The following is an 18,476-nucleotide window of genomic DNA, read 5'->3' on the forward strand; positions in this document are numbered from 1 at the left end:
AATCGCCTGTGAACAAGGCTCTAAGCGATTGAGCTGGAGTCTGTTTTTTCGATTGAGATCCGTTTGAGATTGCAGGGATTGGAAGGTTGAGGGCTGCAAACCCTGCAAATTCGTTCGTGACTTCCCCTTTGCCGTGAGCCGTGATTCTGTGGTGCATCGGAGAGGACGATGCGACCAAAGAAGCACAAGACGACGGGATCAAATGATCTGTTCCGGGCGCGGCTGGACCAGATCATCAACATGAAGCACGAGCTGGTTCTGCTCGCCGGCAAGATCGACTGGGACTGGATCGACGGCGAGATCGCTCCGCTCTACAGCGAGAACGGCCGGCCCGGGATCGAGACCCGTTTCATGATCGGGCTTTTGCTGCTCAAGCAAATTTACGGGCTGTCCGATGAGGGGGTGTGCGAGCGCTGGGTCCACGATCCGTATTTCCAGTTCTTCACCGGCGAAGAGTTCTTCCAGCACGCTTTCCCGCACGAGCGCTCGGACCTGAGCCATTGGCGCAAGCGGCTCGGCGACAAGCTGGAGCTTTTGCTGGCTGAGAGCCTGCGGGTGGCGCATGAGGCCGGCGCGTTGCGCAGCCAGGACCTCAAGCGGGTTACGGTCGACACCACGGTGCAACCGAAGGCCATCACCTTTCCGACCGATGCCAAGCTCTTGCATGCGGCCATCAGGGGGCTCAACCGCCTGGCGAGACAGCACGGCGTCAGGCTGCGGCAATCCTATTCTCGCGTGGCCAAGGCAGCCGCGATGATGGCGGGTCGCTACGCTCATGCCAAACAGTTCGGGCGGCATCAGCGGCAGTTGCGTATCCTGCGCAGCAGGCTGGGCCGGATCATCCGCGACATCCGCCGCAAGATCGAGGGCCAGCCAGCACAGGAGGAGACGTTCGCGCTTCCGCTTGGCCGAGCCAGCCAGATCCGCTCGCAGCAGCAGCGCCAGCGTGGCTGGAAGCTCTATTCCTTCCACGCCCCGGAGGTGGAGTGCATCGGCAAGGGCAAGGCCGCCGCGCCCTATGAGTTCGGCGTGAAGGCCTCCATCGTCACCAACAACCGCCGGGCTCCCGGCGGCCTGTTCGTGCTGCACGCCAAGGCACTGCCCGACAACCCCTACGACGGTCACACCTTGCGGGACGTCATCGACCGCACCGAGACCCTCACCGGCTGTTCGATCGAGCGGGCCTATGTCGACAAAGGATATCGTGGCCACGACGCACAAAATCCACGGCGCGTCTTCATCTCCGGCCAGAAGCGCGGTGTCTTCGGCGCCATCAAGCGCGAACTGCGCCGCCGCTCCGCCATCGAGCCCATCATCGGACACATGAAGGCCGAAGGTCACCTCGGCCGCTGCTACCTCAAAGGCCGTGCCGGCGACGCTGCCAACGTCATCCTCTCAGCCGTCGGTCACAACTTCCGCCGCATCCTCGCCTGGCTCAAACAACTCTTGGGCCTGTTCCTGGGATTGCTATGGCCAACTCTCGCCTGCCCGGCCCAGCTCAATTCGGTTTCTTAACGAACGACTTTGGAGCCGTCGCCCCTTTTGGGGGCCGAATGAACAGCTCAGACAGATGAACGTCGAGGGTCTCAGCGATACGGTCGAGAAGATCAATTGTCGGGTTCGCCTGTTGGCGCTCAAGACCGCTCATATAGGAGCGGTCAATCCCCGCATCGTAGGCCAGTTGGTCCTGCGGAACGCCGCGCTCTACGCGGATCCGGCGCACATTCCAGGCCACAAGCGCACGAGCTTTCATGCGCGAAAGCAGCCATTTGGCCGTCCATCAAACCACTGGATATAGCCATACTAAAACATCATCAAACCAGAGCCTTTCAATCGAATTATGTGATGTCTGTCACCGAATGTTTGTTCCCCGACGCTACTGGCTCGGCCGCACAAGTTCTGGCTTAGAGGAGAGGGGCAATGGCATTCGAAAATATGAGCTTTATGGAACCGCGCACGATCAAGCGGGTCGTGCTGACTTTTGCTGCAGGGGCGGTTGCGTGCGGTGGGGCACAAGCAGCTGACCTTCCGCTCAAGGCCAAAGCGGTCGAATACGTAAAGGCGTGCTCGTTGTACGGCGCCGGGTTCTATTACATTCCTGGCACTGACACCTGCATCAAGCTGGGCGGTTACCTGCGGGTTGAAGCGGCATTTTGGACGAACAGCGTCTACAACACCTCTGTTAGCGGGCCGGGTGGGGCGCAGAACCGCCTCAGCAACTACTACAGCGCTCGGTCTCGCGAGGATTTCACTATCGATACGCGTACCGCGACCGAGTACGGAGTGGTCCGCACGTTTTTCGAGACAACCTTCACCTGGACCACTGGTTCTACCGCCGCCATGGGAACAGGAGCTACGTCGTATTCGGGCGACGGCCTCGGGCTTGGTACGCTCGGTGTCTACCTTGCTTTCATCCAGTTCGGAGGCTTCATGATGGGCAAGGCGATCTCGCAGTTCAGCACGCCGTGGATGAACTATCCGGCCAACAATTTCAGCGGTCTTCCGGGCGGTGGAGGCGACTCTACGGGTGTCAATCAGTTGAGCTATACCGCCGACTTCGGTCTGGGCATCACGGCGACAATCTCGGCGCAGGATCCGACTGCCTACTATCAGACGAACATCTGGAATACGACCAACGCCACGGCAGGCGGTATTGTGACCGGTGTTTACGGTTCGCAGAGCTTCGGTGGTACCCGTGCTCCTGATGTCATCGGCAGGATACGTATTGACCAGCCTTGGGGTCTCTTCCAGGCATCACTCGCCGCGCACAATAACCATGCAGCGTACTATGGTGCGAGCGAAACGAGCGGACATGCACGCGACAAATGGGGATGGGCCGGTCAATTGGCGCTGTCGATCGCTAACATCCCGACTGGTGCTGGAGATTCAATCAACTTGCAGGGCGTGTATACCGACGGCGCAAGCATGTTCAATATCCAAGAGAACTTGTCGACCGCATGGGCAATGTACGGAGGCAGTAGCCGAACTGCCGCGTACCAAAGTATCGGAATTGCTGGCGTCTCTGATGCCATCTACTCCGGTGCAAGTGCCGCAACCGGCACGGGACTAGATCTGACCAAGACTTACGGCTTCAATGCAGGTTACACTCACAACTGGAATCCCTATTGGAATACAGCCGTGTACGGCGGTTGGGGCGCCGTTCGCTACACTGACGCGGCCAAAGCTCTGATCTGTGGCAGCGTTGGCATGGCTGCGCTCGAGTTGACGGGTGTTTGCAATCCCGACTTCAATATCGCAGCCGTTGGTACGATCACTCGCTGGACCCCGGTCAACAACCTCACGTTCTCGGCCGATTTTGCCGCCACTTTTCTTGATCAGAAATACTCCGGCACGATTACGGCCCCGACGGTTGCCGCAGCTGCGAAGCCGGTTGCGGCGTATGAACTCAAGAGCCAGAGTAGGCTGAGCTTGCTCCTGCGCGTTCAGCGCAACTGGTGAATGTTCGGGCCAAGGTACCACTACAATGGGCGTCCCCGGCGAAACCAGGAAAGCCGGGGCAGGTCGGGTAGGGCGGTCACAAATTTCCAGAAAGGCGTCCGATATGCGAGCCGGTAGCCATTCTTCACTGATATTTCGTAATCGAGACTGTCGCCGGCAACATATCGCGATGATCCAAGGCGCTCCCGGCTGGGATTTGGGGGCCAACTAAGGCCGACCGTGAATTGCTACAGAGCTTGGCTCCAACGATCCGGATTGTTGGGATCGAAAGCAGGCAATAGAGGTGAGTCGAAATGGACGTTGATCAACTTACTGGTTAACGGTTGAGATCCCGCTCGACGCTCGCCGCTTCTGAAAGTCCGGCCTTTTACATACGCGACTAACGGTGGCAATAACGCACGAGCGATTTCTGGATCGTCGCCGCGATCGAGGTGCTATCGTGCTAAGCTCTCGACAGCTATGGAGATCCCGAGTTTCACCGAAGGAAGCGAGTTTCAGCTGCCATGACCTCATCCATCTTCTGAAGTCTAAAAATCTCCTCCACTGGCAGAATTTCCTTATGCACATTCTGGACGCCACCGTCGGCGATGATCCGGCGGAAGGTCTCTTGAATGGCCGTCGCAGCAGCGCGAACGCCGTAGTTGCCGTAGATCACCATCCGGATATTGCGCAGCGCTTTGATGCGGTCGGCATCGAGATCCGGGTAGGCATTGGGCACAATCACCAGCGGCACCGATCCAGTCCAGCCGCGCGAAAAGCTCTCGATTTCTGAAGGATCCTTGCTTTTCGAATGGATCAGGATCATGTCGGCGCCAGCCTCCACATAGGCGTGCGCACGACGCAGAGCGTTTGCTTCGCCAAGACCTGCGATCAACGCCTCGGTGCGTGCGATGACGAGAAAGTCCCGGCTCCGTCTTGTCGTGATCGCAGCCTCGACCTTACCCTGAAATTCCTCGATGCGAAGCAGTTCCTGGCGCCCGCCGGCAACAAGGCTCGTAACCTTTGGAAAGGTCTTGTCTTCGATGACGACGGCGCTCGCACCAGCCCGCTCGTATTCACTCACGGCATGGATCACATTGATGGCGTTGCCATAGCCCGTATCGATGTCGGCGACGATCGGCAGCGTCGTCCGTCCCGCGATCGCTCGCAGCATGTCCAAATGCTGTGTCATGGAAATCAGGCTCATGTCCGCCAGCCCATAGAGAGCCGACAATTCGAAGCCGGAGGCCCACAGGCCATCGAATCCCGCTTCTTCTGCGAGAATGGCCGAGAGTGGACTGTGGGCCGCCATGATGTGAACAAGGCCGGTCTCGGCCATGCGGGCGCGAAGGCATTTGGCAGGGGACATTGGGGAGCTTTCAGGTTAGGACTGGCAGGTGTCGATAGGCGCCGCAAGCTTCGGTGAGGTCCTCGAATGCCAAGTCATCGAAATGCAGATGTAAGCGAAGCCATTGGCCGCTGTCGGCCACCCACAGCCACTCCGAACGCATCGAGCGGGCAGAGTGGCGGATTCGTATTGAATTCGATTGCCTTGACGTTCAGTGCGCGTTCGCCGAAAACACTTGCGCTCGGAAAATGCAGATGGCGCCATTCGGCAGGCCGCAAAGAACGCTCCTCCGCTTGGTTCAGCTTTGCAACGATGGTGCTTTTCTGCGAGAAAGGCGCGCGCGAACTCCCTGATATAACCCAGCCGCCGGGCCGCTTCTCGATGGCGGCAACCTACGAAAATTGAAATCGTGAGGTGATCTCGTCCTGAATGACGTCCAGCGCCCTCATCAATGCCAGAGGTGCCGCCGCGCCAGAACCGACACGTTGTCCGATTAAGGCGGCGACTTTCGAACCGCCGTTGAATGTTGGCGCTGCGCAATTGAGACTCTTGAGCGACGCCTTGAATGCAACGTGCTTGGCGGTCGACCCTGTATTTCGTTCGCCCGGCACAGGTGCCTGTTGGACCAGCAGGGCGTGGCGTGTCAAAATCCGGCTCGCGCTGGCTCAGCGTGATCAGATCTGCGACCTGATCGCGCAGCGCGGCGGCTCGGGCTGGCATGGCCTTGGGTTTAGATGGGCGGACGACTTTGAGCCGTTCTGCAACAAGGGACAAGGTAGAAAAACCTGCGAGCTCAGAGGCGTCAGGACTTCTACTCGGTCACGAGCGTCCCGAGTAATCGTGCCATCGCGCCCTTGTATGAAGTGATCGAAACTTGCGATGTTTGCTTACGTCGGAGAGGCATATGCCGGGTTGCAGAGATACTGATCCAGCTCCCCGGAGGGAAGGGCCGCCCGAGGAGATACGACTGGCAATCGAGCCGCGCTGCGTAATGCACGCCACCTACTAGAACTCGTGTCCCTGACAGCACGCTGGATAGGCGCAAGGCGGGCAGGTCGGGAAGGAGAGTTCCGCGGGGCGCCAGCGGAATCGGTTGATCGCTGCTATCGGAAGCACGAGGTCGACACGTCGCATCATCGCCAACGGCATTACAGCAGCTAGCTGCTCTTGCCGTTCTCGAGATCATGCCTCCCAAGACTACCAATCATCGCATGTCCGCAAGTTCCGATCGACTTATTCGATAATTGTCACGCGATCGTAGCAGTTCGAGTTTCTAAGGCCTCACACATTAGCGAACGGCTCCGAACGAGGCGCCAGAAATAGTCCGCGAACGTTTCGTGGCGATGTGAAGGAACAGCTATGGCAGCCGTGTCGATTGACGGTATTCGCAAGAGCTTCGGTTCGATTCCGGTCCTGCGCGGTGTTTCGCTGTCGATAGCAGATGGTGAGTTCCTGACACTGCTCGGTCCTTCCGGTTGCGGAAAATCGACGCTACTGCGCATCCTGGCGGGACTTGAGATGCAGGACGCGGGCTCGATCTCGATCGGCGAACGGGTGGTGGACGGACTACGGCCGAAGCAGCGAGACGTTGCCATGGTATTTCAGTCGTACGCGCTCTACCCGCATATGACGGTCGCCTCCAACATGGCACTGCCGCTTCGCATGCGCAGGCTCTCCGCCGTCCAGCGGCTTCCCATTCTCGGTCGGCTGCTGCCGGGCGCGGCGGGCGCCGCTGCAAAGATCGACATGGAGGTCGCGCGCACGGCTGAGTCGCTCGGCATTGGTCACCTTCTCGCCCGCAAGCCGGGGCAGCTCTCCGGCGGCCAGCGGCAGCGCGTGGCAGTCGGCCGGGCCATGGTGCGCCATCCGGCGGTTTTTCTGATGGATGAGCCGCTGTCTAACCTCGACGCCAAGCTGCGCGTGCAGATGCGAGCCGAAATCAAGGAATTGCACCAGCGGCTCGGCGGCACCTTCGTCTATGTCACCCACGACCAAGCCGAGGCCATGACGCTATCGGACCGGGTGGCGGTGATGCTCGACGGCGAGTTACTGCAGGTTGCCCCGCCGCGAGTGATATACGGCGATCCTGAAGAGCGGCGCATCGCCGAGTTCATCGGTTCACCCACGATCAACGTGCTCAATGGTGTCGTGCGCGAACGCGGCCTGATCGATGTGGCCGGATCGACCATCGCGATTGAGGCGGATGCACACCCCGGTACGCCTGTCACGCTCGGTATCCGGCCGGAGGCGTTTCATCAAACCGACCATGCCGGCCATGGTGCACTGACCGGCTCAGTACGCATGATCGAGCATATGGGCGCCGATCTCTTCGTGCACCTCGATCTGGCGGGCGTCGACCAGCCGTTGATCGCAAGGCTGGCTGCTGAACGCACGACCCATGTTGCTCATGGCCAGACCTTGCATGTCGGCGTTTGGCCGGATCGCGTGCTACTCTTTGCTGCTGACGGACGGCGCCTGCGCCGGCATGTGGCGCCCAGCCGAGCATCAATTACCTCGATCCGGGAAGTGGCCCGATGAGCCGACCGGTTACTCTGTTCGGATGGTTCGACGCGGCGTCCGCGGCCAGCGGCATAGCGGTGTCTCGGACCACCTCGCCAGCCCGCAGGCGAGCCTTTGCAGAGGCCGTGGCAGCCTGGATCCTCGCGGGACCGGCAGTCTTCTTGCTGCTTGGCCTATTCTTGCTGCCCGTGATCGGCGTACTCCTTATTGCGTTCACGGATTGGCAGTTTGGGGCGGGTTCCTTTTCCTTCGTCGGCCTTGCCAACTTCCGCGAGGTCTTTGCCGATCACGCCTTCAGGGCCTCCCTTCTCAACACCGTCATCTACGTTCTGATCGTTGTGCCGGGCACCGTCGCCATGGGGCTCTTCATCGCGCTTCTGATCGAAAGCGGGAAGTCGTGCCGCGCTTTTTACCGCGCCGTCCACTTTCTGCCGTTCATGGCGACGCTCACGGCCATAGCGATCGCTTGGGAGGCGCTGCTGCATCCAACGATCGGGCTCGTTAACCAGACGCTTGCCGCGATCGGGCTGCCGACCTCCAACTGGTTGCGGGACGAGAATACAGTGCTTGCGGCATTGGCCGTGATCGGCATCTGGCAGAATCTCGGTTACGCCATGGTGCTGTTTCTCGCAGGTCTTAAGAGCATCCCGCAAGATCTCTACGATGCTGCAGACGTTGACGGGGCTGACCTTTGGTTCGATCGGTTGCGTACCGTCACCCTGCCCATGCTCGGGCCGGTCTCGATGTTCATTGTCGTCGTTGTGACCCTGAGGGCGTTGAATTCTTTCGACGCTGTCAAAGTGCTTACCCAAGGCGGCCCTGGTCACGCTTCCGAGGTGCTGCTGTACACGCTCTATCGCGAGAGCTTCGAGTATCTGCGCACGGGATATGCCGCGGCCATTGCCGTCGTATTTCTCTCCATTGTCGTGACCCTCACGCTCGTCCAGGCCCGCGTCATGGACAGAAAAGTGCATTATTTATGAGCATTGCCAACAACCGGCTATCGCCGCTCGCCGGCATTCTTCGACATGCTGTGTTGCTCCTCACCGGAGGTCTCATCCTCGTCCCCTTCGTGTGGATGGTGTCTCTGTCAATCAAACCGCCGGGCGAGGTTTTCCGCGCATCCCTTTCCCTTTGGCCCGCCCAGTTCTATGGCGTCGAAAACTATACGAAAGCACTAACCGAAGCGCCATTGCTGCGCTACATGGGCAACGGCCTGCTCGTCTGCGCTGCCGTCCTGGTGCTGCAGATCATCATCTGCGCGCCTTGCGCCTATGCGCTCGCCAAGCTGCGGTTTGCCGGCCGCGACCTGATATTGGGCATGGTACTCATCGGCCTGCTGCTGCCGCACCAGGTCCTGTCTTTGCCACTCTTTGTGCTGGGATATCTGCTCGGCATCCTCAACAGCTATACGGCCCTCATCTTTCCCTATGTTGTCTCGCCTTTCGGCATCTTCCTGTTCCGTCAGTTCTTCAAAACGATTCCCGACGACGTTGTGCACGCGGCCCGCCTGGACGGTCTCTCTGAGTTCGCTATCGTGTGGAGGATCATCGTGCCGATGGCGCTCCCCGCCGTCATCGCATTCTCTATCTTCTCGGTTGTCGCCCACTGGAACGACCTGTTTTGGCCGCTGGTCGCGGTGCGCGACCAGTCATTGATGCCGCCGCCGCTCGGGATCATGGTCTTCAAGAACGAGGAGGCCGGCAACGATTACGGACCATTGATGGCCGCTGCAACCCTGGTTGTTGCACCGCTGCTGATCGCATTCCTGGCCGCACAGAAGTGGTTTGTGGAAGGAATGACCGGCGGTGCGGTGAAGTGAACGGTTCGCAACCTTCATAGGATCAACTCATGTTTAAACTCACGCGGCGCCATCTTCTTGCTGGCTCATCCTCCCTGTTGCTGACGATGGGACCACGTGAAGGCGCGATGTCTTCGCCTGTCCAAACCATCTCCATTAAAGTCGCGGCCGCTCCGTCGATCTATCAGCAGGCGTTCGCATCGGTGATCGAGGCATTCAAGCAGCAAAATCCCTCGGTTGCTGTGGAACTGATTCCTGCCGTTCGCGAAGACGAAGAGTTGGTCCAGCTTACACTGCGCTCAGCAATTGTCGGCGACATTCCCGATGTCTTGTTCATGAGCCCGAACCTTATGCGTCTATTGGTCGACAGAAAACTCGCCGTTCCGCTTGAAACAGTCGGAGCGACGGCGGCAAGTCTCCAATCGCTAGGCTTGATTCGAGGAGCCGAGGGTATGGGGCAAATCGCTGGAAGGCAGTACGGAACGCCGATGGGTGTCTCGACGCCGGTCATTGCGTACAACGCCGAACTGGTACGTAAAGTCGGAGCGAGTCCTGATCAGTTTCCGACCAGCTGGCCGGAGACGATTTCGCTCATCTCGCGCATTCACCTGTCGGATCCCGGTATCATTGGTGGATTCTTCGAGTACGACAACACGGGCAACTGGACCTACAAGGCACTCGTCGCGACACTTGGCGGACGAATGATGTCACCGGACGACAAGGTGATCTTGTTCGATGATCCGAAAGGCCTGGAGGCCCTGAGAATACTTAGAGCATTCGCGCAAGCAGGGCAGGGCGCCGCCGACATGACTCGCGATCAGGCGCGCCAGGCATTCTCAGCCGGCAGAATTGGCGTGCTTGTCACCTCAAGTGGCGCCCTCCCTGGCCTTGAGAGGCAGGCCAATGGCGTCTTTACGCTGAAGGCGGCCCCGTTACCTCTAGGCTCGGAAGATGGCAAGGTTCCCGCAGCTGGTACCGTGGCAATGATACTTGCGAAAGACGATGGTAAGCGCCGAGCAGCGTGGCAACTCTTGCAATTTGTCATCGGCGTAGAGGCGCAGACTATCATTGGCCAGCAAACAGGTCTTGTTTCTGTTAACCGACTGGCCCTTGAGGATCCGAACCGTCTTGGCAGCTACATGAAAGCACGGCCCAATCAAGGGGCCGCCGTAACGCAGCTATCGCGGCTCACCGAGTGGTATGCATTCCCGGGCGAAAACTCGATACGGATATCTGACGCTATCAAGCGGCACCTTCAGGCAGTTCTCACGCTGAAGCGCACTCCCGAGGAAGCTCTTGCTTTCATGCGAACCGAGATTGGCGCGCTACTTGGCACCTAGAACGAGGATGTCGGACGATGCACCTCCTAACGCCGATGCGGTGAATTCTATGAAATCTTTTTGGGATGCGAGCTTCCAGACGTTGGGACGACCCATCGTGATTGCGCATGGCGGCGACTCTGGCAGTTATCCAGCAAACTCCATCCGGGCGTTTCAACATGCGAGGCAAGTCGGAGCGGATGCTCTGGAGGCAGATCTGCGCGTAACTGCCGATGGGCGCGTTGTCTGTCTGCACGACGAGGAGGTGTCGGTTCGATCGAAAATGACTGCGGTCGGGCAAGTCGAGTATCGAGACCTCGATGCTTGCGCTGCTGGGCTAGCAACACTTGAGGATCTCATTGGACTTGGACTTCCGGTTTACCTTGACGTCAAGGAACTCGCCGAATTCTCAAAACTAGACATTTTGAGGACTGCCGTGGCGCATGCGGACCCAGTTCGGTTCATAGTGGGCATCAACAGTGTGTCCGACGGCCTCGCAGTCAGTAAAGCCGTGCCCGACATTCGGCAGGTTGCCTTGATGCACGACGACGACGAACTCGCGGAGTTCGCAGCCCTGTTTCCCGGTCACTGGATCCGTCTGCACGAGACGCGGACGACATCTGAAAGAATTGAGCATTTCAGGGGGCGGAAGGCCAAGATCATGGTCACATGCGGCTCCCTTGCAAAGCCATCAGGCGATACAGACCGGGACGCGTTCATTCAACTCCTGCGTTTGCGGCCCGATGGCGTCGTGCTGAACAACCCGGGCCTTGCCCTCCGGGCCGTGCCGGATGCCGCTGTGCCGCCCGCGAAGTAGGATTAAAAAGCAATGCAAACACGCGCACTTGCAAACGCGTCCAACGCGAATTCGGATCCACAAAGCAATCGACCGTGCCCACCGGTTGATTTCACGCGTTCAATCCCACCCGCGTCGCTAGACATTGCGGAGGGATTAAAGAGCGCATTAACGCGCCTCGCCGCGCAGCCGACCGTAGGTTCTCTGCTCGATGGCAGCATTGCGGGTGGAACTATAGAAGACCGGTTGACTGGGGCGCGGCTTCTTTCCCGAAGATTTGGCGAAGCAATCGATCCGAGGCGGATCATTGTGACCAACGGCACGCAGAGCGCCTTGCACCTGCTATTTCGCAATTGTGCCAGATCCGATTGTCCCGTGCTGACGGAGGCCTTTACCTATGGTGTACTGAAGGGCATAGCCTCCCACACGAAAATCCGGCTACGGGGGCTCGCGCTCGACCACGAAGGGTTAGATCCTGTTGCGGTCTCAGAGGCTCTTGAGCAGTCGCCGGGTCAAATCAAGCTTCTTTATTGCAATCCGACAATTCATAACCCGACCACCGCGACGATGTCGCTCGAAAGCCGAAGGAAATTAGCAGCGCTTGCTCGCAAACATTCAATTCGCATCGTTGAAGACGACGTTCTAGGCCTGCTTCACCCTGAGGCTCCGCCCCCGATCGCCGCCTTAGCGCCTGACCTGACGTGGTATATCATGGGGCTAACGAAATGCCTGGCGCATGGAATGCGTATCGCTTATCTCCTGGCGCCATCCGTTGACGACGCTCAAGAGCTCCTTGAAAGAGAGCGCAGATACTCGAGCTGGTTTCCTGCACCGCTGCACGCAGCCATTGTGCGGCAATGGATCGAGGACGGCACCGCTGAGCGTGCAACCTCCGCCATTCGAAGAGAAATGGACGAGCGGCACGAACTCGCGCGCTCTGTATTGAGGCAACATAGCTTTCGTGGACCCCCGGGTTCGATGCACATCTGGCTGAAGCTTCCGCGTCCCTGGTCCAATCCTGACTTCCAGCAGGCTGCCGAGAGGCGAGGTGTCTTGGTCAGAACGGCAGACAAGTTTGCGGTTCACGAAAGTATTTCCACTCCTGCAATTCGATTGTCGTTAAGTAGTCCGCCGGACCGACAATTACTTGTATCGGGCCTTACTCGGCTCGCCTCATTGCTTGACGAGGGCATGTCTGCTCGCCCGATCGCCGGGCAGGACGCGTCATGACGCGCCACATCCGGTTTGTCACGACCCATGATTTCTTCGGCTCGTTTGCGGTTGTACCTACCTCATATGGGGCACTATCTGGAGGCGAGTCCCTACGCTCGTCTGTTAATGAGCTACGCTCGGGAAAAAGCGCGCTATGGCTTGACAGCGGCGACTTCTCGCAAGGTGGAGCGCTCACCGTCGCAACAAATGGGATGGGTGGACTTCGTGCCGCCGGTGAACTGGGTATCGACGCTTCGGTCGTCGGCAATCATGATCTCGACTTTGGGGCATCCTTCCTTGGCCGCCACAGTGGAGGGCTTGGCTTCCCCCTGCTGTCGGCCAATGTCGACTTGGGGTTACCTGGTACCGCAATGATTGCTACCAAGGATGGCGAGGTTGGCCTGATCGGTCTAACGCATCATGATCACGCCTCCATGTCGTCCTGGTCGATCTGCCCCGAACGGCCGATGCCCGGAGCAGGCGCGGGTCTTGCGTTCCACGTCAAGGAAGCTGCAGCAGAGTTGCGCCGAGCGGGCGCCAGCGTGGTCGTGTGCATCTGCCATGATGGGACGGACTGGGCCTTTTCTCGGGAAGGGCACTATCGTGCCGACCCGACGGGCTTCTTTTCTCGTTGCAGGTCGTGGCACGAAGCAGTCGACCTCATCGTCGCAGGCCACACCTTGGGGCGATATTTCGGCCGCATTGGCGGCACGCCAGTCGTGCAGCCATGGCCGCTCGGAGCAGAGCTTGCGATTGTGGACGTTTGCTTGTCGGGCAAGTCCGTAGAGGTGCGCGTCGGCGCGCACACGGTCAAGCCTACAGGAAAGCAATGGCAAGGCTATGGCGCGAATATCATTCGCGCCGCGGAATTGGAGGTCTTGGGCCATCTGGATCGGCCATTGATCGCGAGGTCCGGTGGGCCAACTCCCCTCGCTACATTTCTGACCAAGGCCGTATATGCGGCATCAGGCGGAGCTGACATCGCCCTCGCTTATGTGACTTGCGGTCAACCGACCCTGGACGGTGTCTTCGGTTGGCTCGGAGCCGGGCCAGTCTCCCGGCTACAGATTCTCCAGAACGTGCCGTACTCGACCTTCAGCGTCGTCACGACAATGATATCTTTAGAGGAGCTAGACGAACTGAAAAGGCTAACTGAGCCCCGCCCGCAAGATCGCACGACGGCTTGGGGGAGTTTTGGCACGCCAAGGAGTAACAAGGGTATGGTTCGGCTCGCCACTCTCTCTGGTGCGGCAGCAGATTTGTTTTGCAAATTGCTCCAACGCAAGCTCGATTGGATCCAGGTCGGTAGCACGCTGTTCGACGGGCTCAAGGAGATACTCGCGACATCATCAGTGTCCCGGCCCTCAAGCGCGCGTGCGTTTTGGTCGTGATCCAGCTTCAACGAAGACTGCAATCATGTTTCCGACAGAGGCGGCGAGAAGTGCGGCGTGCACTCCGATATGAGACGCCAGAGCGCCCCAGAGGACGCTGCCGATTGCCGTGCCTAGATAGAACGTCATCAGGAATCGAGCCACCAGCTGACTCTTGAGGGCAATTGGTGCTTCGGTTCGTACAGCGATATTTAGGGACGTCCCGAATAGGAACCAAGAGGCACCGAACGCGAGTGTGAAGACAGACAGAAGCCAAAGCGGTGCCGGAAGCGCAATTGCGGCGTTAAGCACAAACACCATGCCGGCTGTCAGCCTTAAAATCGAACCGAGTCCCAAATGGCGGTGAATGATCGTTGAAGCGATGATCCCGCACAATGCGCCAAACCCCAGAAAGGAGGTCAGGAGCCCAAGCACTGTCGGTACGTCGTTCTGGTACTGGCCTTTGACCAGGGCAGGAAGCAGAGCCGGCACCGAACTGCCACAGACTGACACCAGAGCGGCTTGACATGTGCGGGGAGGCAACGAAGTGGGACTCAAATGTTGGTTTGACGATATCCTTGGCGAAGGCGTTTCCGGATTCGCGGCTGTCAGCCCAGTTGCCGTAGATTTCGGGATCGACAAAAGAATGAGGGCACCCCCAACGAAGAAAGCGCTGAGCAGGAGAGTGGGTGTCGAGCCGAAGAGACCAATGGTTGTAGCTCCGATGAGCGGACCGATTGCTCGGGCGGCGTTGAAACTGCCTGATATCAAGATTGTGGCGGTCGAAACCGAAGCGTGAGCGACAAGATCGGGCCCCACAATCTGCCAAAGCGCCATCGCAAACGAGGCCGTTGTGCCGAGCCCGAACAGCATGGTGATCAACAGCCACCGTGTAAGGGGTAAACGCGAGGTCGCGTACGCGTAGATTAGCAGGAGGGCCACCGTCGACATGTGCCCCGCGAGTAGTAGAGAGCGGCGATTGAACTGGCTTGCTAAGGTTCCGGCTGGAACGGCGACGAGCAGCAAAGGCACCTGAACTGCGGCATTGACCAAGGCGATATAAACTGGATCGTCCGTCAATTCGGTCATCAGAACGGAGGTTACAAACCAGGCCAGTACAAACCCTTGATAGGCAAGTAGTGCAGCTAGCGCGCTAGGCAGAAAGGGTGCAGTCACCAAGGTGGTCCAGGAGCGCTCATCGCGTGGCGACGTCAGATGCTTCCCAACAAGCCGGGACGTTTTCGTTGGCTCGCTCATAAGCGCTGCGCCTGGTGTAGGATGCTAAGGTGCCGGGTCGGCGCTGCCATAAAGGATCGATGCCAAGCGCGCCAAGCCGTCTTGTAACATCGCGTCCGTTATTGGCGACGTAAGAGCGATCCGGACTGCCTGTGGAATTGAGTTATTGGCACTCTCCCCGAGAGTGGAAAACTCTTCAGCTGCCCGAATCTGTACGCCGAGGGCTGCTGCCTTCGCGACGCATGTGCCGCCTGAAATGTGCGACGGAAGGTTGAGCCAGATGTGCAAGCCGCCCGCTTCACTCTGAAAAGAAAAGTCGCGCAAGGTCTTTCGTGCAATCGCCTGTCTTTGCGAGGCACGATCCGCGATTGATTGGCAGATTTCCTCAGCTCGGCCACTCAGAATCAATCGAGTGGCAATCTCAGCCGCCAAGGCGGATGGAAACCAAAAGGAATGGTTGGACACCGGGCCCACGAGTTGCTGCACATACATGGCGCTGGGCCCGACCAAAAATGCAACTTTCAGCCCTAGAGCCATGCATTTGGAGACCGATTGAATATACCAGACGGCATCCGGGGCAATACTCGCGAGCGGAGGCGGCTCAACTTTATGCAACGGACCGAGAACGTCATCCTCGATGATTACGACGCCGTATCGCCGCGCGATCGAGACGACAGATCTGCGGCGAGCAGCAGGTAAGACCGATGTCGTGGGATTGTGTACCGTCGGATTGCAGAACAGTGCCTTCGGTTGCCATTGTCGGCATGCAGCTTCGAATGCGTCGGGGAGCAGGCCGCTTTCGTCAATGGCAACCCCACGTACCTTGACGCCGTACCTTGCAGCTAGCGGCACAAGTACAGGATAGGTAAGTGCCTCCGCCAGAAGTGTTTGTTTTTCGCCGACGTAATGGCGCAAAAGCAGCCCAAGTAGGTTCTGGGTACCATGGGCCATTATAATCCTGTCGTGAGATGGCTTCTCGCCAAGGCGTCGGCCAAGCCACACGGCCCCCGCCTCGCGATCTTCGTCATTACCGCCGATACGGTTACGTCGCAGCCTTTCGCCGACATTCGGCTCGCTAGCGAACTCTGCAAGCACGTCGTGGAGACCGGAATTCAGCTCCGGCGGCGTCGGCGGGATAGCCTTCGACAGATCTATGGACGGAGTGTCAGCCACGAGTGCCTTTGATTATCGTTTGAACCGCTAGATGGCCTGAAACGTCCAGGCGCGAGTAATCCAGCGCGTGCGGATCAACGGTTCGTTGGGAATCATCTCCGCGGTTTTGCTCAAAATGTCTTTCCATACCTCTTTGGACACTTGGCTAGGGACATCGTGCCCCGCCTTCCACGTATCCAGGAAGTGCTGGGGTAGGAAGTTCTGCTCGTGTCCGGCTTCCAGGTAGCAATATTCGGAAAACAGGCCTTCCGTGTCGACCGCATCCATTATGTCCGCAACCGACGTGCCGGTTCTCTTGAGATCGGGCACTTGGCGTTTCACCATTTCCTCGATCTGGCGCTGCAGCTGATCTCGCTTAAAGTCTCTCAGATTCCAGACAATTGTCAGGAAGCCATGCTCGAGGAGAATGCGGTGAGCCTCGCGGAACATCTTGGATGGATCAACGAACTGATACGCATTTCCAAGAAGCACCCAGTTCGCAGAATTATCGGGCAATTGAGACGACTCGGCGGTCCCTGACACCCATTCGAATCGAGATTCGTGAGGCGCAAGGCGATGGGCAACAGCGCGCATTGCGTCATTGGGCTCGACGGCAAAGCCGATAACCTCTTGGCTGTCGAAAGATCGCAACAAATTGCCGGTGCCGGCACCAAGCTCGGCTATTACCACCTGACCGAAAATGCTGGCAACCGTCCTTGTTAGTGCGCCGAGTACAACTGGTGAATAAGGCGGGCGTTGACCGTACTCGACCGCATTCATGCTGAAATCGCCCCACTTCGTCGCGGGGCCGTTCGGAATGTCTAACATTGGACCTCCTTGGGTTGCGTCACTGGAGCCCCCGCTGGATTAAGGTGATTGAAGCCGCCAGACAGAAAGCCGTAATGCCCACGTACATTGTGCCTCGAGGGGCAGGGACGCGGACCGGTGCTACATGGAAGCAGGCGAGGACGCCAAACAGGCCCAGAACCAGCGGGGTAAAGGCGGAATCGCCGATATGGGGTCGCGCGAGCAACAATATTGCCATGATCGGAAGGTCATACGAAAGCGGCAATCCGGTGAAGGCTCCTCCGCAAAGACCGAAGTTGCTAAAGTAGCTCAGCCGTAGTGCGCCCGCTAAAAGGAGTGCGGCACCTAGCACTAGTGTGACGATTGAATAATCCGCAATCGTCATCAAGATTATCGTCGGGAGGACCGCGCCATAGATGATGTCGGAGAAGCCATCAAGGCTTTTGCCGATCTTACCGACATCTTCAGGCCTGTGCCTCGTTCGCTTTGCGATGATTCCGTCGAATTGGTCCGCAAGCATTGCCCATAGCCCGAATGCTGTTGCTAGTTCGACATGCCCCAAGAGTGCTGCGTAGACTGCGGCACTCGAGATCACGATACCTGTAGCGGTCATCGCATTCGCTGGATCCACTAGATATCTGAGCATCGTCCCCTCAAGTCGACTGTCCCGCTCGGCGTATGTCCGTCGGCGCTAGAGTTGGCGCGCTCGAAAAAAGATCTTCCGCAATTCGCAGGTCTTCGGTGCTGTCAATTTCGTACCATTTCAGATTGTCGCAGCGTGCTGCGGCAAGTTGCATGCCGCGTCGTTCCACCAAGTAGGCAAGCAGCTCCTCTATAAAGGCTTGAGTGGCACCGGAGCCGATGATGTCGTCCAGCGCGGGAACGATGATGTTGCTGAGGCTGGATTGCGAGAACTTAAGCAGATTCATAGTCTTGAAAAGCGCCGGTCCGCTCTGCGACACGTTTGTTGAGGACTGCTTCAAGCGGAACGCCGAGATAAGTCCATCTTGTGAGAGCAGAACGGCTGTTCCTTGCATCTTCATGTCGAAGGGCGCGACTGCAGCAACGTCGGCGCCCGAGTGCAGGTTGAGGTAACGGAGCGCATCCTCCTCAAAGAAGACGTCACCTTCCAGGACGTAGCTATCGCCCGACAAGAGTGCATCGCGCGCGAGCCAGAGGGAATAAGCGCTGCCGGTGCGATCGAATACGGAAGACTCGACATAGTGGATTTTGACCCCAGCGAAATGAGTGCCGCAGGCGTACTGAATCGCGTCTTTGCGGTATCCGACAACGATCGTCACTTCTTCCACGCCAACAGCTCCCAAGTTTTGCAGAGCGTTGTGGAGTATCGGGGTTCCGTTAACCTCGACGAGTGGCTTGGGCCGCAGATCGGTCAGCGGTCGCAACCGCGAACCGAAACCAGCAGCGAGAATGACGGCCTTCCTGGGGAAGTTGATGGTCATTTAGGTGATCTCAC

17 protein-coding genes are annotated in these 18,476 nt (G+C 58.4%); 10 read left to right on the forward strand and 7 right to left on the reverse strand.

The window, feature by feature from the left end; all coding sequences use genetic code 11:
* Nucleotides 1-168 precede the first annotated feature (168 nt).
* Nucleotides 169-1,515 carry an IS5 family transposase gene (locus AS156_RS18995; protein ID WP_066507399.1) on the forward strand — a complete coding sequence of 449 codons (1,347 nt, stop codon included), beginning with the start codon at nucleotides 169-171 and terminating at the stop codon, nucleotides 1,513-1,515.
* Here the strand turns inward: AS156_RS18995 and AS156_RS19000 are convergent.
* Complete coding sequence (locus tag AS156_RS19000) at nucleotides 1,499-1,753, reverse strand: helix-turn-helix domain-containing protein (RefSeq protein WP_066507451.1); 255 nt, start codon at nucleotides 1,751-1,753, stop codon at nucleotides 1,499-1,501. The genes AS156_RS18995 and AS156_RS19000 overlap by 17 nt on opposite strands.
* Before the next feature lie 167 nt (nucleotides 1,754-1,920).
* Between AS156_RS19000 and AS156_RS19005 the strand changes: the two genes are divergently transcribed.
* Nucleotides 1,921-3,459 (forward strand): porin, encoded by a 1,539-nt coding sequence (locus AS156_RS19005; protein WP_245312945.1) that lies wholly within the window; start codon nucleotides 1,921-1,923, stop codon nucleotides 3,457-3,459.
* A gap of 475 nt (nucleotides 3,460-3,934) precedes the next feature.
* Here the strand turns inward: AS156_RS19005 and AS156_RS19010 are convergent, their stop codons facing one another.
* Nucleotides 3,935-4,807 (reverse strand): isocitrate lyase/phosphoenolpyruvate mutase family protein, encoded by an 873-nt coding sequence (locus tag AS156_RS19010; protein ID WP_066507454.1) that lies wholly within the window; start codon nucleotides 4,805-4,807, stop codon nucleotides 3,935-3,937.
* A gap of 168 nt (nucleotides 4,808-4,975) precedes the next feature.
* Between AS156_RS19010 and AS156_RS19015 the strand changes: the two genes are divergently transcribed.
* The 8 genes from AS156_RS19015 (at nucleotide 4,976) to AS156_RS19050 (ending at nucleotide 13,825) form a co-directional block, all read left to right on the forward strand.
* Entirely contained in the window at nucleotides 4,976-5,191 is a 216-nt protein-coding gene (locus tag AS156_RS19015; protein ID WP_066507457.1) for a hypothetical protein, read from the forward strand.
* Between the two features lie 954 nt (nucleotides 5,192-6,145).
* Complete coding sequence (locus AS156_RS19020; protein ID WP_066507459.1) at nucleotides 6,146-7,324, forward strand: ABC transporter ATP-binding protein; 1,179 nt, start codon at nucleotides 6,146-6,148, stop codon at nucleotides 7,322-7,324.
* Nucleotides 7,321-8,289, forward strand: a complete 969-nt coding sequence (locus AS156_RS19025; RefSeq protein ID WP_066507461.1) for a carbohydrate ABC transporter permease — start codon at nucleotides 7,321-7,323, stop codon at nucleotides 8,287-8,289. Before AS156_RS19020 ends, AS156_RS19025 begins: the two co-directional genes overlap by 4 nt.
* Nucleotides 8,286-9,128, forward strand: a complete 843-nt coding sequence (locus AS156_RS19030) for a carbohydrate ABC transporter permease (protein ID WP_066507462.1) — start codon at nucleotides 8,286-8,288, stop codon at nucleotides 9,126-9,128. Before AS156_RS19025 ends, AS156_RS19030 begins: the two co-directional genes overlap by 4 nt.
* A gap of 29 nt (nucleotides 9,129-9,157) precedes the next feature.
* Nucleotides 9,158-10,447, forward strand: a complete 1,290-nt coding sequence (locus AS156_RS19035) for an extracellular solute-binding protein (RefSeq protein WP_066507466.1) — start codon at nucleotides 9,158-9,160, stop codon at nucleotides 10,445-10,447.
* A gap of 7 nt (nucleotides 10,448-10,454) precedes the next feature.
* Nucleotides 10,455-11,243: a glycerophosphodiester phosphodiesterase gene (locus tag AS156_RS19040; RefSeq protein WP_066507469.1), complete on the forward strand. Its 789-nt coding sequence runs from the start codon at nucleotides 10,455-10,457 to the stop codon at nucleotides 11,241-11,243.
* Nucleotides 11,244-11,255: 12 nt separating this feature from the next.
* The gene (locus AS156_RS19045) at nucleotides 11,256-12,452 is read left to right on the forward strand and encodes an aminotransferase-like domain-containing protein (protein WP_082747590.1); all 1,197 of its coding nucleotides are present in this window, start codon (nucleotides 11,256-11,258) and stop codon (nucleotides 12,450-12,452) included.
* Entirely contained in the window at nucleotides 12,449-13,825 is a 1,377-nt protein-coding gene (locus AS156_RS19050; protein ID WP_066507479.1) for a bifunctional UDP-sugar hydrolase/5'-nucleotidase, read from the forward strand. The genes AS156_RS19045 and AS156_RS19050 overlap by 4 nt, the downstream gene beginning before the upstream one ends.
* On the opposite strand, the gene AS156_RS19055 is transcribed toward AS156_RS19050, so the two are convergent.
* The 5 genes from AS156_RS19055 to AS156_RS19075 form a co-directional block, all read right to left on the reverse strand.
* Nucleotides 13,799-14,980 carry an MFS transporter gene (locus AS156_RS19055; RefSeq protein WP_160331114.1) on the reverse strand — a complete coding sequence of 394 codons (1,182 nt, stop codon included), beginning with the start codon at nucleotides 14,978-14,980 and terminating at the stop codon, nucleotides 13,799-13,801. The genes AS156_RS19050 and AS156_RS19055 overlap by 27 nt on opposite strands.
* A gap of 105 nt (nucleotides 14,981-15,085) precedes the next feature.
* Entirely contained in the window at nucleotides 15,086-16,213 is a 1,128-nt protein-coding gene (locus AS156_RS19060) for an aminotransferase-like domain-containing protein (protein WP_066507488.1), read from the reverse strand.
* A gap of 27 nt (nucleotides 16,214-16,240) precedes the next feature.
* Complete coding sequence (locus AS156_RS19065; RefSeq protein ID WP_066507491.1) at nucleotides 16,241-17,020, reverse strand: class I SAM-dependent methyltransferase; 780 nt, start codon at nucleotides 17,018-17,020, stop codon at nucleotides 16,241-16,243.
* 19 nt (nucleotides 17,021-17,039) lie between these two features.
* Nucleotides 17,040-17,612, reverse strand: a complete 573-nt coding sequence (locus tag AS156_RS19070; RefSeq protein WP_245312946.1) for a CDP-alcohol phosphatidyltransferase family protein — start codon at nucleotides 17,610-17,612, stop codon at nucleotides 17,040-17,042.
* A 40-nt stretch (nucleotides 17,613-17,652) separates the two neighbouring features.
* A complete protein-coding gene (locus AS156_RS19075; protein ID WP_066507495.1) occupies nucleotides 17,653-18,462 on the reverse strand; it encodes a phosphocholine cytidylyltransferase family protein in 810 nt (269 codons plus the stop codon).
* Nucleotides 18,463-18,476: the final 14 nt, after the last annotated feature.

This window comes from Bradyrhizobium macuxiense (genome assembly GCF_001542415.1).
In the GTDB taxonomy this organism is placed as follows: domain Bacteria; phylum Pseudomonadota; class Alphaproteobacteria; order Rhizobiales; family Xanthobacteraceae; genus Bradyrhizobium; species Bradyrhizobium macuxiense.